The organism is Burkholderia sp. LMU1-1-1.1, assembly GCF_040675865.1.
In the GTDB taxonomy this organism is placed as follows: Bacteria; Pseudomonadota; Gammaproteobacteria; order Burkholderiales; family Burkholderiaceae_D; genus Rugamonas.
This window is the reverse complement of record NZ_JBEGHG010000010.1, coordinates 63022-84870: the sequence shown is the minus strand read 5'-3', so window position 1 is coordinate 84870 and position 21849 is coordinate 63022. Positions and strand designations below refer to the sequence as shown.

Below are 21849 nucleotides of genomic sequence, written 5' to 3'. Positions count from 1 at the left end.
TTGGGTAAACTGTTTAGCTGACTTCTCCATCCACGCAGCGAACACCATGACCACTGAAATCTACCTCGACGGCAACGCCACCACCGCCGTTCTGCCGGCCGCCATCGGCGCCGCCATCGACGCCATGGGCCAACGCTTCGGCAATCCCAGCAGCACCCACGCCACCGGGCTCAAGGCCAAGGCCCTGCTGGACCAGGCGCGCGCCTGCGCGGTGCGCCTGCTCGGCGTCGGCGACGGCCGTCTGATGTTCAACAGCGGCGCCACCGAAGGCATCCAGACCTCGGTGCTGTCGGCGCTGGTCGCCTTGCGCGAACGCCAGGCGCGCGGCGAGGCCATCGGCAGCCTGCTGGTCTACGGCGCCACCGAACACAAGGCCGTGCCGGAAAGCCTGGCGCACTGGAACCGGCTGCTGGGCTTGAATCTGACCCTGCACAAATTGCCGGTCGACGCGGCCGGCGCCCACGACCTGGCGCTGCTGCGGCAAGTGGCCGGCTCGGCCGCGCTGATTTGCACCATGGCCGCCAACAATGAAACCGGCGTCGTCAGCGACCTGGACGGTATCGAAGCGGTCATCAAGGAAACCGGCACGGCCGCCTACTGGATGGTCGATTGCGTGCAGGCGCTGGGCAAGCTGACGTTGGACCTGGCCGCCACCCGCATCGACTACGCGCCATTTTCCGGCCACAAACTGTACGCGCCCAAAGGCGTGGGCATGTTGTACGTGCGCGCCGGCGCGCCGTTCACGCCGCTGATCATGGGCGGCGGCCAGGAGTCGGGCCAGCGCTCCGGCACCGAAAACATGGCCGGCATCGCCGCGCTGGGCGTGGTGCTGGCCGCGCTCGAACGTGGCGATACCTTCCGCAGCCACGACGAGCTGTGGGCTTTCCGCGCGCGGCTGGCCGACAGCCTGCGCGCCGCCTTGCCCGGCGTGGTGTTCAACAATCCGTTCGACAAGGCGTTGCCGACCACGCTCAACTTCTCCGTGCCCGGCTTGTCGAGCCGCGAGTTGATGGACGTGTTCGACGCGGCCCAGGTGCGCGTCAGCGCCGGCAGCGCTTGCTCGTCGGCCAAGGCGGCGCCCAGCTACGTGCTCGACGCGATGGGCGTGCCGCTGTGGCGCAGCGCCGGCGCCATCCGCATGTCCTTCGGCCCGCTGGCCGACGAGGAGACCATCGCCGCCGCCTGTGCCCGCATCGAGCGCTGCGGCGCCGCGCTGCGCGCCAGTTGCCTGATCCCATCCGAAAGTGCCGCCGTGCCGCACGACGGCTTGCTGCAGCTGGGCGTCGAAGGCGCGTGCAGCTGGCTGCTGCTGGACGCGGCCAGCGGCGCTTGCGTGGTCATCGATCCATTGCCGGAGCTGACGCCGCGCATCGCCTCGTATGTGCGCTGCCAGAACTATCGGGTGCTGGCCGTCGTCGGCACCGCGCCCGACACCGGGCGCCAGTCGCTGGTGGAGGCCTTGGGCGATCACTATGCCGGCGGTGTCGTGGACCAGTTCGGTTGGCCGGCCGCCGCGCCGGCGCCGCTGGTGGTGTTGGAGGACGGCGCGGGCGCGCCCGCGATCACGCTCGGCGCGCAAGTGCTGGCGAGCATGGCCGTCGGCGCGGGCAACGCGACGCGCGCGTATCTGCTCGGGACCGCCGATGGCGACCGCTTGCCAGCCTCCGCTGTTCGCTTCGCGTTCAGCGCGGGTGCGCGGGACGAGGCGCTGCGGGCCGTTAGCGGGCCGCGCACCTTGCTGTGTCCAACGCGCGACGATCACAATCAATTCTGCGCGAGCATGGCCAAGCATCCGCCGGCAATGTTGACTGCCGAGACGCAACTAGCCACGCCGTCCGGCATGCAACTCGATAGCGCCGAGCTCGACGCGTTTTTGAGCGCGCATCCGGACGCGGTGTTGATCGACGTGCGCGAGGCGTATGAATTCGCCGCCACCGTTGTGCCCGGTCCGGGAGGCCGCGTCGCGCATAGCGTGCCGTTGAGCCGTCTGGCGGGACAAGCCAGCGTATGGTTGCGCGAGGAGCGGCGGCCGCTGGTGTTTTTCTGCCGCAGCGGCAATCGCAGCATGAAAGCCACGCAATGCCTGCGCCGCCTTGGACACGACCAGGCGTACAGCCTCACCGGTGGCCTGGCGTTGGCCGCGTGACTGTGCGCGTTAGGCGTATCCACGGAGACACGTGGGGTGGATTGGGCGGCACGCCGTAATCCGCCACGCGCCGCCAACACCGCCCGCGGCGGACGCGACGACACCGCAAAACTGCAAGCCACCCCAAGGGCCGCCACGGCCCTTTTCTTTGCCCCAAATCCACCACTCGCCGCTGTATGTACGTCAGCGTACAGTCCCCTTTCGTGCGCCCCAGTACGATGCCTTAGCACATAATTTCCCATTCGCAGATTCGTCGCGCCCGCAGCCGGAGCGCGGCCGCGTCTCGCATGCAACATAGCGAGGTATAACTTGAAAAAGACCAATCCCCTGATGCCCGAGATGACGCTCGGCTTCCGCGAATCGACCACCGCCTCCCTGGTCTCCGACGAAGATGACGAAGACTTGCCCTTACGCGCCGAGCTCTTCAGCGCTGCGCAAATGGGCGCGCACGGCAGAACGCTGGCGGCCCACCACGAACTGAGCACGCGCGGCGGCCCCGACCAATTGCTGTCGCGCCTGTCGGAAAACGCCGACTTCATCAACACAACCTGCGACGAACTGACCGAGGCCGTCAAGGCCGGCCGGCAGATCACGCCCGCCTCAGAATGGCTGCTCGATAACTTCTACCTGATCGAAGAGCAGATCCGCATCGCCCGCCGCCACCTGCCGAAGGACTACAGCAAGGAACTGCCGCGCCTGAGCCGCGGCGCGCCGGAGGGCTGCCCGCGCGTCTACAAGCTGGCGCTGGAGATCATCTCGCACGGCGACGGCCGCGTCGATCCCGAATCGCTGTGCCGCTTCGTCGTCGCGTACCAGGAGATCGCGCCGCTCAAGCTGGGCGAGTTGTGGGCGATCCCGATCATGCTGCGTCTCGCGCTGATCGAGAACCTGCGCCGCGTGGCCGTGCGCGTGGCCGACAACCGCGCCGACCGCGACCTGGCCAACAGCTGGGCCGACCAGATGACCGAGGTGGTGGAAAAAAATCCGAGCGGCCTGATTCTGATGGTGGCCGACATGGCCCGTTCGAATCCGCCGATCACCAGCGCCTTCGTCGCCGAGCTGGCGCGCCGCCTGCAGGGGCAAAGCTCGGCGCTGACGCTGGCGCTGTCGTGGATCACGCACCGCCTGGCCGAATCGGGCCAGACCATCGAGCAGCAGATCCAGGCCGAGATCCAGCAGCAGGCGGCCGAGCAGGTCTCGATCGCCAACAGCATCGGCAGCCTGCGCTGCCTGGGCACCATGGACTGGCAAGAGTTCGTCGAGACCATGAGCGTGGTCGAACAGACCTTGCGCCAGGACCCGGCCGGCGTCTACGGCCGCATGGAATTCGCCACCCGCGACCAGTACCGCCATTCGGTCGAGAAGATCGCCAAGCACTCGCGCCTGTCGGAGGTGGAAGTGGCGCAGCAGGCCTTGCAACTGGCCGTGGCGCACGCCAACAGCGGCGATGAGCGCCACAGCCACGTCGGATTCTATCTGATCGGCGGCGGCCTGCCCGCGCTGGAAAAGCAGGCCGGCATGCGCCGTCCGTGGCGCGAGGTGTTCCGCCACACGTCGGGCGCCTCGCCGCTGACGTCCTATCTGGGCGCGATCGCCGCCATCACCTTCGTCGCCACCGCGCTGCTGCTCGAACGCGCAGCCTTCCACGGCGTGAACGGCATCGTGCTGGTGGCGCTGGGCGTGCTGGCGCTGCTGGGCAGCAGCCAGCTGGCGCTGAGCCTCGTCAACTGGGTGACCACGCAGGTCACCCATCCCAACCCGCTGCCGCGCATGGACCTCGACGACGGCATTCCCGTCGAGGGCAGGGCGCTGGTGGTGGTGCCGACACTGGCCTACAGCAAGGACAACATCGAGGACCTGTGCGAACAGCTGGAAGTGCGCTTCCTCGCCAACCGCGATCCCAACCTGGTGTTTTGCCTGCTGACCGATTTCGCCGACGCCCCCGCCGAGACCTTGCCGGGCGACGCCGCGCTGCTCGAGCAGATGCAGTACCGGATCGAACAACTCAACCGCAAGTACGCCGTCCATCCGAGCGGCGATCCGGCCGCGCCTTTCCTGCTGCTGCACCGCCCGCGCCTGTGGAATCCGCAGGAGGGCTCGTGGATGGGCTATGAGCGCAAGCGCGGCAAGCTGCAGGACCTGAACCGCTTCCTGCGCGGCGGCGCGCGCGACAAATTCTCCGTGGTCGTCGGCGATGTCAGCCAGCTCGAAAGCATCAAGTACGTCATCACGCTCGATACCGACACCCAGCTGCCGCGCGACGCGGCCGCGCAGTTCATCGCCACCATGATGCATCCGCTGAACCGCCCGCGCGTCGACGCGGCGCGCGGCTGCGTGGTTGAAGGCTACGGCATCCTGCAACCGCGCGTGGCCGTCAGCCTGCCGAGCGAGAACGCCTCGCACTACGAAAAACTGTGCGGCGGCGAACCGGGCATCGACCCCTACACCCGCACCGTCTCCGACGTCTACCAGGACGTGTTCCTGGAAGGCTCCTTCATCGGCAAGGGCATCTACGATGTCGACGTCTTCGAGCAGGTATTGGGACACCGTCTGCCCGACAACCAGGTGCTCAGCCACGATCTGCTGGAAGGCTGCTATCTGCGCGCCGGCTTGCTGAGCGACGCACAACTTTATGAAGAATATCCGAGCCGCTACAGCGATGACGTCAGCCGCCGCCAGCGCTGGATACGCGGCGACTGGCAGCTGATCTCGTGGCTGTTCGGCCGCGTGCCGGGACCCGGCCGCAAACGCGAGAAGAACCCGCTATCGCTGCTGTCGCGCTGGAAGCTGTTCGACAATCTGCGCCGCAGCCTGACCGCGCCGGCGCTGGTGCTGTCGCTGATCGTCGCCTGGCGCTGGCTGCCCGACCCGTGGCTGTGGACCGGCGCGGTGCTGACCGTGATCTTCCTGCCGCCGTTCGTCAGCGCGCTGCACGACATGCTGCACCGTCCCAAGGACACCCTATGGAGCCAGCATCTGCGCGCCACCGTGCGCCGTACCGGCCTGCAGTTCTCGCACGCGGTGTTGATGCTGGTGTTCCTGCCGTACGAAGCTTACTTCAGCCTGGACGCGATCGTCCGCAGCGTCTACCGCATGCTGGTGTCGCACCGTCACATGCTCGAGTGGCGCGCCTCGGCGCTGTCGCGCGCGGCATCCGGCAACGCCAGCACCTGGATCAGAATGTGGCCGGCGCCGGTGCTGGCGCTGTTCGTCGGCGGCATGCTGCTCGGCTGGCGTCCCGCCAGCCTGGCGCCGTCCGCGCTGTTCCTGCTGGCGTGGCTGGTGGCGCCGGCCGTGGCGGACTGGATCAGCCGTCCGATCAAGCGCAAGGACGCGCAACTGTCGCCGGACCAGAACGTGTTCCTGCATAAGCTGGCGCGCCGCACCTGGGCCTATTTCGACCGCTTCGTCGGCCCCGACGACAACTGGCTGCCGCCCGATAACATGCAGGAGCATCCGGTACAGGTCATCGCCCACCGCACCTCGCCGACCAATATCGGCATGGCGCTGCTGGCCAACCTGAGCGCCTGCGACTTCGGCTACATCACGGTGTCGCAGCTGATCGCGCGCACCGGCGCCACGCTCGATGCGATGGACAAGCTGGAGCGCCACCAGGGCCACTTCTACAACTGGTACGACACGCAGACCCTCAAGCCGCTGCACCCGATTTATATTTCGACGGTCGATAGCGGTAATCTGGCGGGCCATCTGCTGACTTTGCAGCCCGGCCTGACCGGCATGTTCGACCAGCCGATCCTCGGCCCGCAGATCATCGACGGCATGCTGGCCACCGTGCGTGTGCTGGAGGAGACGCTCAACGAAGCGGCCGCCGCCAGCGCACCGGCCACCAGCGTCGCAACCGTGATCGCGGCCGCCGCCAACGCCGATGGCTCCGGCGACGGCGCCGCGCCATCCATCGCGAACCCGGGCGCAGAAGCCGTCGCCACGCCGCCGGATCTGGCGCCGCTGCTGGCGCTACTGGCCGCGAAGCCGGATACCACCCATCTGCAGCAGCTCAACGGATGGCTGGCCCTGGCCGCGCAGGCCGCCGAAGCGCTGCACGCGCAGGTCGAACCGCAAAGCGACGCCGCGATGTGGAGCGCCTCGCTGGTGCGGCAAAGCCATGCCGCCCTCGACGAGCTGGCGCTGTTGGCGCCATGGGTCAATCTGTCGTCCGATACCGTCTTCGACACCAGCATGACACGCATGCCCACCCTGCGCGAACTGGCCAGCCTGTCCCACGCCACGGCGGCCATTCCCGTGACCGACCTGGCCCCGGCCGAGCGCGAACGCCAGCAGCAACTGGCGCAGTTGCTTGAGCAGGGCAGCGCGGCCGCGCACGAACGCATGCGCGTGCTGGCCGAACTGGCGCAGCGCAGCTGTGCGTTCGCCCAGATGGAATACGGCTTCCTGTACAACCCGACCACCAATCTGCTGGCGATCGGCTACAACGTCAGCGAACGCCGCCTCGACGCCAGCTACTACGATTTGCTGGCGTCGGAAGTGCGCCTGGCCAGCTTCATCGCCATCGCCCAGGGCCAGCTGCCGCAGGACCACTGGTTCGCGCTGGGCCGCCAGTTGTGCATCGTCGCCGGCAAGCCGGTGCTGCTGTCCTGGAGCGGCTCGATGTTCGAGTACCTGATGCCGCTGCTGGTGATGCCGAACTATCCGAGCACCTTGCTGGACCAGACCTACAACGCCGTTATCGACGCGCAGATCGACTACGGCAAGCGCCGCGGCGTGCCGTGGGGGATCTCCGAATCCGGCTACAACACCGTCGACGCCAGCCTCAATTACCAGTACCGCGCCTTCGGCGTTCCCGGTCTGGGCCTGAAGCGCGGCCTGGCCGACGACCTAGTGATCGCGCCTTACGCCACCATGATGGGATTGATGGTGCAGCCGGAAGCGGCCTGCCTGAACCTGCAGAAGATGGCGGGTCTGGGCTTCATGGGACGCTACGGCTTCTTCGAGGCGATCGACTACACCGCCTCGCGCCTGCCGCGCGGCCAGAGCTGCGCCGTGGTGCGTTCGTTCATGGTCCACCATCAGGGCATGGGACTGCTGTCGCTCAGCTATCTGCTGCACGACCGGCCGATGCAGCGCCGCTTCGAATCCGATCCGCTGCTGCAATCGACCTTGCTGGTGCTGCAGGAACGCAGCCCGCAGGCCGGCGCCTTCTACTCCAACACCACCGAGCTGGCGGCGTTGCGGACGACCGTGCCCGATCAGCAGGCCGCGCCGATGCGCGTGCTCACCCAGCACAGCACACCGGTGCCGGAAACCCAGCTGCTGTCGAACGGCCGCTATCACGTCATGGTCACCAACGCCGGCGGCAGCTACAGCCGCTGGCGCGACCTGGCGGTGACGCGCTGGCGCGAAGACAGCACCCGCGACAACTGGGGCAATTTCTGCTATGTGCGCGACCTGGACGACGGCCAGTTCTGGTCCACCACCTATCAACCGACCCTGGTCGATCCGCGCAAATACGAAGTGATCTTCTCGGAAGGACGCGCCGAGTTCCGCCGCTCCGACCGTGGCCTGGAGCTGTACACGGAAATCGTGGTCTCGCCGGAAGACGACATCGAACTGCGCCGCACCCGCATCACCAACAAGAGCGACACCGTGCGCACCATCGAGGTGACCAGCTACGCCGAGGTGGTGATGGCGCCGGCGGCGGCCGACGCCGCCCACCCGGCGTTCAGCAAGCTGTTCGTGCAGACCGAGATCCTGCGCGACCAGCGGGCGATCCTGTGCACGCGCCGTCCGCGCGGCGCCAACGAGGCCATGCCGTATTTGATGCATTCGATGACGGTGCACGACGCGCCGGTCGTCGCGGTGTCGTTCGAGACCGACCGTTCGCGCTTCCTCGGCCGCGGCAACACCGCCGCCGCGCCGCGCGCGCTGCTCGAAAGCGGCCCGTTGAGCGGCGCCGAAGGCTCGGTGCTCGATCCGGTGGTGGCGATCCGCTACACCATCACGCTCAAGCCCGACCAGACGGCGACCGTCGATATCGTCACCGGCATGACAGAGCAGCGCGACGCCGCGCTGCATCTGGTCGACAAATACCAGGACAGGCATCTGGCCGACCGCGTGTTCGAACTGGCGTGGACCCACAGTCAGGTCGTGCTGCGCCAGCTTAACGCCAGCGAGGCGGACGGGCAACTGTACGGCCGCCTGGCCAACTCGGTCATCTATCCGAACGCCGCGCTGCGCGCCGACGTCGGCACCTTGGTCAAGAACCAGCGCGGCCAGTCCGGCCTGTGGGCGTACGCGATCTCCGGCGATTTGCCGATCGTGCTGCTGCAGATCAAGGACCCGGCCAACATCGATCTAGTGCGCCAGATGGTCCAGGCGCACGCCTACTGGCGCCTCAAAGGCCTGGTGGTCGACCTGGTCATCTGGTACGAGGATCAGTCGGGATACCGCCAGCTGCTGCATGAACAGATCATGGGATTGATCGCCTCCGGCATCGACGCCCAGGCGGTCGACCGTCCGGGCGGCATCTTCGTGCGCCTGGCCGACCAGATCTCCAACGAGGACCGGATCCTGCTGCAGTCGGTGGCGCGCGCCATCCTCAGCGACAGCCGCGGTTCGCTGGCCGAGCAGGTCAAGCGTCCCGGCCCGCAGTCGATGCGCATGCCGCCGTTGCTGGCGGACGGTCGCGGCGACTACGGCACCACCGTGCCGCCGCTTCGCCCCGCGCTCCCGCTGATGCTGGAAAACGGCATCGGCGGCTTCACGCCGGACGGCCGCGAATACGTGATCACCACCAGCGAGGGCCAGCGCACGCCGGCGCCCTGGTCCAACGTGCTGGCCAATCCGCACTTCGGTACGGTGATCTCGGAAAGCGGCCAGGCCTACACCTGGCACGAGAACGCGCATGAATATCGCCTGACGCCATGGCATAACGATCCGGTCAGCGACGCCAGCGGCGAAGCGTTCTATCTGCGCGACGAGCAGACCGGCGAGTTCTGGTCCCCCGCCGCGCTGCCCGCGCGCGGCAGCGGCGACTATGTCACGCGCCACGGTTTCGGCTACAGCGTGTTCGAACATAGCGAGAACGGCATCGCCACCGAGATGACGACCTTCGTCTCGACCGACGCGCCGATCAAGTACACGGTGCTCAAGGTGCGCAACGACACCCTGGTAACGCGCAAGCTGACCGCCACCGGCTATGTCGAATGGGTGCTGGGCGATATGCGTTCCAAGTCCGGCATGCACATCCTCACCGAGGTCGATCCGGTCAGCGGCGCCATGTTCGCCCGCAATCCGTACAACACCGAGTTCACCGGCCGCGTCGCGTTCTTCAACTGCGACGCCGGCCTGCGCTCGATCACCGGCGACCGAGGCGAATTCCTCGGCCGTAACGGCTCGCTGGCCGCGCCGACCGCGTTGCGCCGCGCGCGCCTGTCCGGCAAGGTCGGCGCGGGCCTCGACGCCTGCGCCGCCATCCAGGCGCCGTTCGACCTGTTGCCGGGCCAGGAGCGCGAGATCGTCTTCGTGCTCGGTGTGGCCGGCCGCCGCAACGCCGACGCCAGCAGCATGGTGCAAAAACACCGCAGCGCCGGCGCCGCGCAGGAGGCGCTGGCCGCCGTTCACGCGCACTGGGAAAAGACCCTGGGCGCGGTGCGCATCGAGACGCCCGAACCGGAGCTCGATGTCATCGCCAACGGCTGGCTGATGTACCAGACCATCGCCTGCCGCATCTGGGCGCGCAGCGGCTACTACCAGTCCGGCGGCGCGTTCGGCTTCCGCGACCAGCTGCAGGACGCGATGGCGACCATCCACACGCAGCCGCACCTGCTGCGCGACCAGTTGCTGCTGTGCGGCGCCCACCAGTTCATCGAGGGCGACGTCCAGCACTGGTGGCATCCGCCGTCGGACCGTGGCGTGCGCACGCACTGCTCGGACGATTATCTGTGGCTGCCGCTGGGCGCCTGGCGCTATGTCGCCAGCACCGGCGACATGAGCGTGCTGGAGGAAAACCTGCCCTACCTGGAAGGGCGCCCCGTCAAGCCGGAGGAGGACTCCTACTACGACATGCCTGGCCGCTCGAGCCGGAGCGGCACGCTGTACGAGCATTGCGTGCAGGCGATCCGCCACGGCCTGCGCTTCGGCGAACACGGCCTGCCGCTGATCGGCTCCTGCGACTGGAACGACGGCATGGACAAGGTGGGCGAGCATGGCAAGGGCGAGAGCGTCTGGCTGGCCTTCTTCCTGTGCGAGGTGCTGCAGCGCTTCGCCGACGTCGCCGACATGAAGGACGACACGGTGTTCGCGTCCGAATGCCGCGAGGAGGCCAGGAAGCTGGCCGCCAACGTCGAATTGAACGCGTGGGACGGCGAGTGGTACCGCCGCGCCTATTTCGACGACGGCACGCCACTCGGTTCGCACACCAACGAGGAATGCCAGATCGATTCGATCTCGCAGAGCTGGGGCGTGCTGTCCGGCGCCGCCGATCCGGCGCGCGTGCGCGGCGCCATGGAGCAGGTCAACCAGCGCCTGGTGCGGCGCGACTCGGGCATCATCCAGCTGCTCGATCCGCCGTTCGACAAGGCCGGTCCGAACCCCGGCTACATCCGGGGTTATGTGCCCGGTGTGCGCGAGAACGGCGGCCAGTACACCCACGCCGCGATCTGGACCGCGATGGCGTTCGCCCGCCTGGGCGACACCGAGCGGGCCTGGGAACTGGCGCGCATGATCAACCCGGTCATGCACGGCGGGACGGCGGAGGGCACGGCCAAGTACAAGGTCGAGCCGTACGTGGTCACCGCCGACGTCTACGCGGTGGCGCCCCATGTGGGGCGCGGCGGCTGGAGCTGGTACACCGGCTCCTCGGGCTGGATGTACCGCCTGATCATCGAGTCCCTGCTTGGATTGACGCGCGGGGCGCGGCAACTGACGCTGGCCCCGCGCATGCCGGCCGGCTGGAACAGCTTCACGCTGACCTACCGTTACGAGACATCGTCGTACGTGATCCGCGTGCTGCACGATGACGGCGCCGGCGCCGGCGCCAGCGCGGTGCCGGTGCTGACGGTCGACGGCGTGCCGCAGCATGAACAGGTGATCGCGCTGGTCGACACCGGCATGACCCACCAGGTCGAACTGCGCCTGCCCGCGCGGCTGGCTATTCCCGAGGAGGAACGACTGTAATGGTTTACTCAATTTAGTGCGGTAATGTCTGAATAGACAATAAAAAATCGAATTTGTTGGTCATATTCCAGTCATGCATAGTTGGCAGAATTTTAGGATTTCCAACCGCTGAAAGAAGATGACATGAACAAGTTCGCGCCGCTATCGAAGTTGATGTCGAAGTTGATATATACGCTGATGCTGTCCGCCGGCTTCGCCGGCGCGGCGCAGGCGTCCAAGGCCGATCACCAGGAATTCGAGGCGACGCTGCACGCGCCGTTCCTGGCCGACGCCAAGGCCACGTCCGAGCTGCCGGAGGCGCGCACGTTCACGTTGTCGTTCGACTACCCGTTCCTGGATCGGGCCAAGACGGTCGGCTGGACGCTGGAGGTGGTCAGTCCCGATGGCGTGACCGTGCAGCAGTGGAAGGGCAGCCGCGCGCTGGCCGACAAGCAGGTCGACGTCCGCGTCGCCTGGGACGGCCGTGGCGAAGGCGTGATCCTGTCGGACGGCGTGTACCAGGTGCGGATGCGTGCCAGCGACGGCGACGAGGAGGTCGAACAAAGCTGGGAGATCGGCGTGGGCAAGCGCGTGGCGCAGGCCATGCCGGCCTTCGCGCCGCTGCCGGTGTCGCGCCAGCGCGTGGACGGCAAGGGCAAGTCGGGCGTCGCCACGACCGAATCCGCGATGGACGACGGTGCCACCACCACCTCGGTGGCGGCGACGGCCTCGCTGCCGTACACCATCTACCTTGGCAATCTGCACAGCCAGACCAACCATAGCGACGGCGGCGGCGCGCTGTCCAGCTGCACCGGCGCGCAGAATCCGCAAAGCGCGGCGTTCGGCCCGGCCGACGCCTACGCCTACGCAAAAGGGAAGGGCCTCGATTTCCTGATGGCGTCGGAGCACAACCACATGTACGACGGCTCGGACGGCACCAAAACCACGGCCGATCCGGCGGTGGCGAAGGCGCTGTTCCAATCGGGCCTGACGGCGGCCGCCAACTACAACAGCGCCAATCCGGGCTTCCTCGGCATGTATGGCCTGGAATGGGGCGTGATCAACAACGGCGGCCACCTGAACATCTTCAACGCCACCGAATTGCTGGGCTGGGAGAGCAACGGCAGCGGCCAACTGCTGGCTGACACTCAGACCACCAAGAACGATTACGCCGCGCTGTACACGTTGATGCGCCAGCGCGGCTGGGTGGGGCAGTTCAACCATCCGTCGAGTTCCGGCCAGTTCATCGTCAACGGCACGGCGCTCGGTTACACGGCCGACGGCGACCAGGCGATGGCGATGTGCGAAGTGCTCAACACCTCGGCCTTCTCGACCAACACCAGCGAAACGGAGACCAGCCGCAGCACCTACGAGGGCGCGTGCAACAAGGCGCTGGAAGCGGGCTTCCACGTCGCCTTCTCCACCAATCAGGACAACCACTGCGCCAACTGGGGCGCGTCCTACACCAACCGCACCGGGGTGCTGATCCCGAACGGCACCGCGCTGACGTCGGCCAGCATGATCGCCGCCATCAAGGCGCGCCGCGTCTACGCGACGATGGACAAGGGCTCGCAGCTTATCCTGACCGGCAATGGCCGCATGATGGACGAGCGCATCACCAACAGCGGCCCGCTCAAGCTGGTGGCCAACTTCGCCAGCGCCGGCGGCAAGACGGTATCGTCGGTGCGCGTGTACGAGGGCGTCCCTGGCCGCAACGGCACGGTCACGCAGCTCTCAACCACTGCCACCACCACCATCACGCCCGCCGCCGGCGAGCATTTCTACTACGCCAAGGTGACGCAGAACGATGGCAAGATCCTATGGTCGGCACCGATCTGGGTCACGCAAACCGCCGCCAGCGCCGCTTTGGCCGACGGCGCGCAAGCCCGCTAACCCGTCTCAACCGTCGGGGTCAAGTCTGGCATTCGGACACGAGCTCAACCCTACTTGGCCGTTGACAGATGGGGCCGTGTCCGAATGACAGACTTGACCCCCGGGGTTAGACGCCGAGGCTGGCGCCGGCGCCCAGCAAGGTCGCCACGCCCAGCACCGCGAAGACGGCGGCGGCGATGCCGTGCACCAGCTTGAGCGAGACCCGGTTGGCGATCCTGTCGCCAAGGTAGACCGCCGGGACGTTGGCGATCATCATGCCGAGCGTGGTGCCGCAGACGACGGCGATCAGCGCGTCGTAGCGCGCCGCCAGCGCCACCGTGGCGACCTGCGTCTTGTCGCCCATCTCGGCGACGAAGAAGGCGATCAGGGTGGTCATGAACACGCCGTAGCCCGCCAGCCGGGTGTCCTCGTCATCGAGCTTGTCGGGCACCAGCGTCCATACGGCCATCGCCAGGAACGACGCGCCCAGGACCCAGCGCAAGGTGTCGGGCCCCAGCAGGCCGGTGATCCAGGTGCCGATGGCCGCCGCGAACGCGTGGTTGGCGATGGTGGCGATGAAGATCGCGGCGATGATGGGCAGGGGACGACGGAATTTGGCGGCCAGGACGAAAGCGAGCAGCTGGGTTTTGTCGCCGATTTCTGCGAGAGCGACAATGCCGGTGGAGACGAGGAATGCTTCCATGAGGAGGTAAGAAGTACGCGGGCCGGAAACGATTAACCAATGATCCAGGCGCGACTCCGGCCCATCATGGCCGCCCCTCGATCATGGTCTCGTCAAGTTTTTCAACCACCTGCACCACGGTCTGCGGACCGATTATGTTGATACAGGTTCCTGCGCCGGGAGGCGCAAGCCGACTACTCCCCAATTACGGCGCGTATTTTAGCACAGCCGCCCGCTGCTCCCGTTGGCGGCCGCACACATGCCTGTTACATGGCTGTGATATTCTGCATCGCGCTTCAGACCAACATTGAAAAGATCACCATGCCTATCAAGAAGACACTGTCCGCGTTGGTGCTTACCGCACTGATGTCGCTTGCCGCCCACGCCGACCCTTTGAGCTACGCGCGCTACGATCAGGTCCGCACCAGCGACCTGTATCTGGACCTGAAGGCCGATTTCGGCCGCAAGACGTTGGGCGGCTACGCCGAGCTGACCCTGAACTGGATCGACAAGTCGGCCCGCACCCTGGTGCTCGACACGAACGAACTTAATATCGCCAAGGTGCAGGTGCTCAATCCGAACGGGCGCTGGACCTCGGCCTCCTTCATGCTCGACAAGCTCGATGTGCAGAAGGGCCGGGCGCTGCGCATCGCGCTGCCGTTCCAGCCGCAGAAGGTGCGCGTCTACTACCGCACCGCGCCGTCGGCCGCCGCGCTGCAGTGGATGTCGCCCGCGCAGACCATGTCGGGCAAGCGCCCGTTCATGTTCAGCCAGTCGCAGGATATCAACGCCCGCTCGTGGGCGCCGGTGCAGGATACGCCCGCCGTGCGCTTCACCTACAGCGCGCGCATCGACGCGCCGGCCGGCCTGCGCGTCCTGATGAGCGCCGACAACGACCCCGCCGCCACCGGCGACGGCGGCTGGAAGTTCAAGATGGCGCAGCCGATTCCTTCGTACCTGCTGGCCATCGCCATCGGCGAGATCGAGGTGCGCAAGCTCGGTCCGCGCTCGGCGGTCTACGCCGAACCGGCCCGCATCGAGGCCGCCGCCAGCGAGCTGGCCGACACCGAGAAGATGATCAGCGCCGCCGAGAGCCTGTACGGCCCCTACCGGTGGGAGCGTTACGACATGATCGTGCTGCCGCCGTCCTTCCCTTACGGCGGCATGGAAAATCCACGCCTGACCTTCCTCACCCCGACCATGATCGCGGGCGACCGCAGCCTGGTCGACCTGATCGCCCACGAACTGGCGCACTCGTGGTCGGGCAACCTGGTGACCAACGCCTCGTGGAAGCACATGTGGCTCAACGAGGGCTTCACCACCTACGTCACCACCCGCATCGTCGAAAAGATCTACGGCCCCGAGATCGCCGAGATGAACCTGCAGGTCGAGCAGGAGGAGGCGCTGGTGTCGCTGCTGACGGTACCGGCCTCCAAGCAGGCGCTGTCCACGCGCGGCCCGGACACCGACCCGTCGACCTACGCCGACGGCGGCCTGATTTATCCGAAGGGCGCGTGGTTCCTGCGCACCATCGAGCAGCGCGCCGGACGCGAGGTGTTCGATCCCTTCCTGCGCGGCTGGTTCGACCAGCACGCGTTCAAGTCCGCCACCACCGAGGAATTCGTCGACTACCTGAAAAAGAACCTGCTCGACGCGCACCCCGAGTACATGCCGCAGGCGGAGCTGGAGGATTGGCTGTACGGCGCCGGCATTCCCGCCACCGCCGTGCGCGCGGTTTCGCCGCGCCTGGCCGCGCTCGACGCGCAGCGCGCCGCGTGGCTCAAGGGCGAGCTGCCGACCGCCGATTTGGGCGGCAAGGGCTGGATCGCGCTCGAGTGGATGCACTTCCTGAACGATATCGAGGGCAAGGCGAGCGCCGCGCAGATGCAGGAGCTGGACCAGGCGTTCGGCCTGGCCAAGAGCGGCAACAACGAGATCGCGTACCGTTTCTATCTGGGCTCCGTCAAGGCTGGCTACAACGTGCGCGAACCGCTCAACAAATTCCTCATGAGCGTGGGCCGGCAGAAATTCGTCGTGCCGCTGTATAGCGCTCTGCTGAAGAACCCGACCGACAAGGACTGGGCGCGCGCCGTCTACGCCAAGGCGCGCGACCACTATCATCCGGTGACACAAGCCTCGGTCGACAAACAATTCAAACTGAATAAATGATGAAATTCTCCCGTAACTATGCGGCGGCCGCGCTGATGGCGGCGTTTTGCACGGCATCCTGCACGGTGCTCGCCGCGCAGGACGCCGGCGCCGCCGCCACGACAACCGCTAGCGCCACCTCAACCGCGACGGCGGCCGTCCCCGCCTTCGACCTCGACGCCGACGTCAACCGCGCCCTCAAGACCTTCGGCGTGCCCGGCATGGCCATCGCCATCGTCAAGGATGGCAAGGTCGTCGCGGCCAAGGGCTACGGCGTGCGCAAGCTGGGCGGGCCCAAGCCGGTCGACGCCAAGACGCTGTTCGAGGTGGCCTCCAACTCCAAGGCCTTCACAGCCGCCGCGCTGGCGATGCTGGTCGACGAGGGCAAGATCGCCTGGGACGATCCGGTGACCAAGCACCTGCCGGGCTTCCAGATGTATGACGCCTACGTCACCGGCGCGATGACGGTGCGCGACCTGCTCACGCACCGCAGCGGCCTGGGTCTGGGCGCGGGCGATTTGCTGTGGTGGCCGACCACCAGCTTCAGCACCGACGAGATCATCTCGCGGCTGCGCTACATCAAGCCGGCCACCAGCTTCCGCAACAGCTATGCCTACGACAACCTGCTCTACATCGTCGCCGGCAAGATCATCGCCGAGAAGGATGGCAAGCCGTGGGGCGACGCCATCCGCGACCGCATCCTGGCGCCGCTGGGCATGAACGGCAGCACCACCAGCGTGGCCGCGATGCTGGCCAGCGCCGACTACGCGGCGCCGCACAGCAAGGTCAATGACAAGCCGGTGGTGGTCAAGCCGATCCCGGTGCCGAACGCGGTCGGCGCGGTGGGCCTCAACACCAGCGCCGAGGACGTGGCGCGCTGGATGAATTTACTGCTCAACGACGGCAAGACGCCGGACGGCAAGCAACTGATCAGCGCCAAGCAGCTGGCCGAGATGTGGACCCAGCAAACGCCGATGCGCATCCGCGAGCCGAAACCGGCGCTGGCGGCGACCAAGCCCAACTTCTCCGCCTATGGCCTGGGTTTCAGTCTGCGCGACTACAAGGGCCGCAAGATCGCCATGCACGGCGGCGCGCTGGTGGGATTCTATTCGACGGTGCTGATGGTGCCCGAGGAAAAACTGGGCATCGCGATCCTGACCAACGCCGAAAACGGACCGGCGATGGCGGCGCTGTACTGGCGCATCCTCGACCAGTACCTGAAGGTGCCGGCCAGCGACTGGATCAAGCTGTACGCCGAGCAGGAAGCGGCGGCCCACAAGGAGGAGCTGGAGCGCCTGGGCAAGGAGCACACGGCGCGCGCCGCCAGGTCGTCGCCGTCGCTGCCGCTGGCGTCCTACGACGGCGCGTATGAGGACCCGTGGTACGGCAAGGTCACCATCGCCGCCGAAGGCGGCAAGCGCGTGATGCGCTTCGCCCGTACGCCGGACCTGACGGGGGTACTGGAACACTTCCAGCACGACACCTTCATCGTCCGCTGGAAGGAGCGCAGCTTCAACGCCGACGCCTACGTGACGTTCGCGCTGAACCCGGACGGCAGCATCGAGCGCATGAAGATGGCGCCGATTTCGACCGAGACGGACTTCAGCTACGACTTCCGCGACTTGAATTTCACGCCCGCGCCGGCGCCGAAATAGCCGCATGAGTCCGGCTAGTGATATGATATCGCCCTCGCATTGCACCGGGTCCCGCAAAGGCACTTTGGCAAGCTTGAATGATCACTAATCGAGGGATGAAGAAGATGTCTATGCAACGAGTTATGCTGCGTGCCAAGCTGCACCGGGTCACGGTCACGCAGGCGGATCTGAACTACGAGGGTTCCTGCGGTATCGACATGGATCTGCTGGAGGCGGCCGATATTCTGCCGAACGAGCATATCGATCTGTATAACGTGAACAATGGCGAGCGTTTCGCGACCTACGCGATTCCCGGCCTGCGCGGCACCGGCGAGATCTCGCTGAACGGCGCGGCGGCACGCAAGGCGCACCTGGGCGACCTGCTGATCATCTGCACCTACGCGCCGATGACCGAAGAGCAGATCGCCGATTACAAGCCTAAGATCGTGTTCGTCGACGCGCAGAACAAGATCACCGGCATGAAGAAATAAGACCGCAACACCGGTCCAGGAAAAGCGTCCCGGGGACGCTTTTTTTTCGTCCCGCTTATTGCATATGCTAACCGCGTTTGTTGTCGGCCGCGTCCTGGCGCAGCAGCTGCGACATGTACTGCGGCGTGACGCCGAGGAACGACGCCACCACCTTCTGCGAGATGCGGTGCTCCAGGCCCGGATAGTCGCGCCGGAACGCCGCCAGCCGTCCCAGTGCCGGGCAGACGCTCAGGTACAGCCGCTTTCCCTGGTCGATGATGCCGTGCTCGGAGGCCTTCAGATAATAGTCGCGCAGCACGCCGTGGCGTTCCGACAGATCGGTCAGCGCGGCCCAGTCGATGCGGTAGCCGTGGATCGCCGTTTCGGCGATGACGAAGTTGTGCGACAGCTCGTTGCGGTTGGAGCGCAGCAGATCGTCGTGGGAGGCCGCGGCCTGGCCGTCGGTGCGGAAGTACAAGGTCACTTCGTTGCCGGCGTCGGTGACGAAGCCGGTGCGGGCGACGCCGCTGTGCAGCCAGTACACGCTGTGCGCCAGCACGCCGACGCGCTGAAGGTACTCGCCCTTGCGCATGCTGACCGGCGCGGCGATCGGCGCCAGCAGGCGCGATACCTCGTCGTACATTTCCGGGGTCACGCGGTAGCGTTGCGTGACGGCGTCCCGGTACTTTGCCCGGTGTTCTAAGAATGCCTGATTCATGTGTCGATGGCGCGGCTGAAGCAACCGGCGATGGTGTAGTGGGCGCCGGGATGTGAATACCCGACGACGAAGTGTAAACCTTTTCGCGTCGGAGGGTGCGGTGGTGCGCGAAAGCGCGGGGGAGGGGCTGGTCCTGGCGGTGCCGCCCGGACCAGCGGAGAGAGGGTTACTTGGTGTCCGGCTTGCCGATGAAGCGGTAGATGGCGGCGCCCAGCAGCGCGCCGACGATAGGCGCGACCCAGAACGCCCACAGCTGCGCGGTGGCCCAGTCGCCGACGTACAGCGCCACGCCGGTGCTGCGCGCGGGGTTGACCGAGGTGTTGGTGACCGGGATGCTGATCAAGTGGATCAACGTCAGCGCGAAGCCGATCGGCAGCGGCGCGAAGCCCTTCGGCGCGCGCTCGTCGGTCGCACCCAGTATGATCAGCAGGAACATCATCGTCATCACGACCTCGGTCACCAGCGCCGCCGTCAGCGAGTAGCCGCCCGGCGAGTGCTCGCCGTAGCCGTTGGAGGCGAAGCCGCCCGCCACGTCGAAGCCGGCCTTGCCGGTGGCGATCACATACAGCACGCCGCCGGCGACGATCGCGCCCAGCACCTGCGCCACGATATACGGCAGCAGTTTATTGGCGGGGAAGCGGCCGCCGGCCCACAGGCCGATCGACACCGCCGGGTTGAGGTGGCAGCCGGAGATGTGGCCGATGGCGTACGCCATCGTCAGCACCGTCAGGCCGAACGCCAGCGACACGCCGAGCAGGCCGATGCCGACGCCGGGAAAGGCCGCCGCCAGCACGGCGCTGCCGCAGCCGCCGAGCACCAGCCAAAATGTTCCAAAAAATTCCGCGCCATATTGTTTCATGTTCTTCCTTTGATTTAAGTGGGGGGTGCGACGCTGTCATAGCAGCTATGCAACCTTGTCAATCTACATCGAAAGTCAAAAATTGTCGAGAGTCGACGGCCCGCCGCGGCAGGCGTGAAAGTACCGTTTTGCTAGTCTCTATAAGGCTCCGTTCGTGGTTGCGTGGGTGCAACAAGAAGTTGCAATCGGCTTATCGGATTTAAACTTTATGAGAACAAACGCGGTTCAAGTGCGATAGAGTTGGGCCTTCAGGCGTTCCCATCGGCGACGTTTTTGAGACCTCAGCGGGGTGGCGGTTAGTGAAGACAAACTCATTTGTATTAGACAGAAGCATCGTGATGCCGTTTGCGCTCGCCGGCGCCGGCGCGGTGGGAACGATGGCCGCGGGGTGGGGCGCGTGGGGCTGGTACACGGTGCTGTGGGCCGCGTTGCTGCTGGCCGCCGCCGCGTGGTGCGCCTTCGGCCAGACGGCCGGCGGCGCTGGTGCCGGATCGTCGATGGTCGACGATTATCTCGACGGGCGCGAACGCTTCGGCGACGCCGTGCTGCCGATCTGGTGCCGCCATATTGAAAACTCCCGCACGCAAATGGAGGAAGCCGTCGCCGACCTGGCCGGACGCTTTTCCAACATCGTCGATAAGCTCGACAACGCGCTGCACGTCGCCAGCCTGGACGGCGGCAAGGGCGCGCCGTCGATGACCGAGGTGTTCACGCGCAGCGAGTCCCAGCTTGGCTCCGTGGTGACGTCGATGAAATCGGCGATGACATCCAAGCAGGCCATGCTCGCGCAGATCAAGGACCTGGAACGCTTCACCCGCGAGCTGCGCGACATGGCCGAAGGCGTGGCCAGCATCGCCGCGCAAACCAACCTGCTGGCGCTCAACGCCGCGATCGAGGCGGCGCGCGCGGGACCGGCGGGACGCGGCTTCGCCGTGGTGGCGCAGGAGGTGCGCAGTCTATCGAGCCGCTCGGCCGAGACGGGCCGCAACATCTCCAACCGGGTCGGTTTGATCAGCAGCGCCATCCTCGCCGCCAGCCAGGCGGCCGAGCAGTCGAGCGAGCAGGAAGATCGCTCGATGCAATCGGCCGAGGGCATGATCGAAACCGTGCTGGCCGACTTCCGCACCATGACCGACGCGCTGGTGCAGTCGTCCGATCTACTCAAGCAGGAGAGCATCGGCATCCAGGGCGAGGTGGGACAGGCGCTGGTGCAGCTGCAGTTCCAGGACCGCGTCAGCCAGGTGATGGCGCACGTGCGCGAGAACATGGAGCTGCTGCCGTCGCTGCTGCGCGAGAACCGCGGCCGCTACGAGGCCGACCACGTGCTCGAGCCGCTCGACCCGGCGCCGCTGCTGCACGAGCTGCAGAAGACCTATGCGATGGCCGAGGAGCACGCGGTGCATGTCGGCTCCAAGCACGCCGCGCCGGTCGCCGCCGACGCCGACGAGATCACTTTTTTCTGAACCACAGGTAGATAGGGTAGATAAACCATGGCAAAAACGATTATGGTGGTCGACGATTCAGCGTCTTTGCGCCAAGTGGTGGGCATCGCGCTCAAGGGCGCGGGCTACGAGGTCATCGAAGGCCGCGACGGCGTCGACGCGCTGTCCAAATGCACCGGCCAGAAAATCCATCTGGTGGTGTGCGACGTGAACATGCCCAACATGGACGGCATCACCTTCGTCAAGGAGTTCAAGCAGCTGCCGAACTACCGCTTCACGCCGGTCATCATGCTCACCACCGAATCGCAGGAGGGCAAGAAGGAGGAGGGCAAGGCCGCCGGCGCCAAGGCGTGGGTGGTCAAGCCGTTCAAGCCGGAGGTGCTGCTCGGCGCCGTGGCCAAGCTGGTGCTGCCGTGAGCAAGGATGAAGACGCCGGCGTCACCGGAGTTACCCGCATCGCCATCGACGGCGAGCTGACGATCTACCGCGCCGCCGATCTGAAGGTGACGGTGCTGGAGGCGCTGCGCAAATCGCCCGTGCTGGAAGTGGACCTGTCCGGCGTCACCGAGCTCGATACGGCAGGCCTGCAGGTACTGATGCTGGCCAAGAACACGGCCGCCGTCGACCAGCGCGAACTGCGCCTGCTGAACCACAGTCCCGCCGTCGTCGAGATTGTCGAGATGCTCAACCTGGGCGCCTTCTTCGGCGACGCCCTGCTGATCCACAGCTAATTCATCAGAGGGCTA

At 66.4% G+C, this 21849-nt stretch carries 12 protein-coding genes and 1 riboswitch; of the genes, 9 read left to right on the top strand and 3 right to left on the bottom strand.

The features are described 5' to 3' along the window. Positions 1-46: 46 nt before the first annotated feature. The 3 genes from MRBLMU1_RS10785 (at position 47) to MRBLMU1_RS10775 (ending at position 13171) form a co-directional block, all read left to right on the top strand. A complete protein-coding gene (locus MRBLMU1_RS10785; RefSeq protein WP_363500808.1) occupies positions 47-2146 on the top strand; it encodes an aminotransferase class V-fold PLP-dependent enzyme in 2100 nt (699 codons plus the stop codon). A 339-nt stretch (positions 2147-2485) separates the two neighbouring features. Continuing rightward, entirely contained in the window at positions 2486-11299 is an 8814-nt protein-coding gene (locus MRBLMU1_RS10780) for a GH36-type glycosyl hydrolase domain-containing protein (protein WP_414646064.1), read from the top strand. Positions 11300-11422: 123 nt separating this feature from the next. Next, positions 11423-13171, top strand: a complete 1749-nt coding sequence (locus MRBLMU1_RS10775) for a CehA/McbA family metallohydrolase (RefSeq protein ID WP_363500805.1) — start codon at positions 11423-11425, stop codon at positions 13169-13171. Between the two features lie 106 nt (positions 13172-13277). On the opposite strand, the gene MRBLMU1_RS10770 is transcribed toward MRBLMU1_RS10775, so the two are convergent. Further along, positions 13278-13853 (bottom strand): TMEM165/GDT1 family protein, encoded by a 576-nt coding sequence (locus MRBLMU1_RS10770; RefSeq protein ID WP_363500802.1) that lies wholly within the window; start codon positions 13851-13853, stop codon positions 13278-13280. An 8-nt stretch (positions 13854-13861) separates the two neighbouring features. Next, positions 13862-14047: riboswitch (yybP-ykoY riboswitch) on the bottom strand. A gap of 106 nt (positions 14048-14153) precedes the next feature. Here MRBLMU1_RS10770 and MRBLMU1_RS10765 point away from each other — a divergent pair. From MRBLMU1_RS10765 to panD, 3 genes are all read left to right on the top strand, one after another. After that, entirely contained in the window at positions 14154-16001 is a 1848-nt protein-coding gene (locus MRBLMU1_RS10765; RefSeq protein WP_363500799.1) for a M1 family metallopeptidase, read from the top strand. Then, complete coding sequence (locus MRBLMU1_RS10760; protein WP_414646062.1) at positions 15998-17635, top strand: serine hydrolase; 1638 nt, start codon at positions 15998-16000, stop codon at positions 17633-17635. The genes MRBLMU1_RS10765 and MRBLMU1_RS10760 overlap by 4 nt, the downstream gene beginning before the upstream one ends. A gap of 110 nt (positions 17636-17745) precedes the next feature. Further along, positions 17746-18105, top strand: coding sequence for an aspartate 1-decarboxylase (gene panD / locus MRBLMU1_RS10755; protein WP_090326118.1), 360 nt, complete (start codon positions 17746-17748; stop codon positions 18103-18105). 67 nt (positions 18106-18172) lie between these two features. On the opposite strand, the gene MRBLMU1_RS10750 is transcribed toward panD, so the two are convergent. After that, entirely contained in the window at positions 18173-18802 is a 630-nt protein-coding gene (locus MRBLMU1_RS10750) for a Crp/Fnr family transcriptional regulator (RefSeq protein WP_363500795.1), read from the bottom strand. A 166-nt stretch (positions 18803-18968) separates the two neighbouring features. Further along, entirely contained in the window at positions 18969-19661 is a 693-nt protein-coding gene (gene aqpZ / locus MRBLMU1_RS10745; RefSeq protein WP_363500792.1) for an aquaporin Z, read from the bottom strand. Positions 19662-19999: 338 nt separating this feature from the next. Here aqpZ and MRBLMU1_RS10740 point away from each other — a divergent pair, with 338 nt between their 5' ends. Genes MRBLMU1_RS10740 through MRBLMU1_RS10730 form a run of 3 tightly spaced genes read left to right on the top strand, consistent with a single transcriptional unit; the run spans position 20000 to position 21834 of the window. Then, complete coding sequence (locus MRBLMU1_RS10740) at positions 20000-21124, top strand: methyl-accepting chemotaxis protein (protein ID WP_363500789.1); 1125 nt, start codon at positions 20000-20002, stop codon at positions 21122-21124. A gap of 27 nt (positions 21125-21151) precedes the next feature. Then, complete coding sequence (locus MRBLMU1_RS10735) at positions 21152-21520, top strand: response regulator (protein WP_363500786.1); 369 nt, start codon at positions 21152-21154, stop codon at positions 21518-21520. Further along, on the top strand, positions 21517-21834 hold the full coding sequence (locus tag MRBLMU1_RS10730) for an STAS domain-containing protein (RefSeq protein WP_363500783.1): 318 nt from the start codon (positions 21517-21519) through the stop codon (positions 21832-21834). Before MRBLMU1_RS10735 ends, MRBLMU1_RS10730 begins: the two co-directional genes overlap by 4 nt. The last annotated feature ends 15 nt before the right edge of the window (positions 21835-21849 follow it).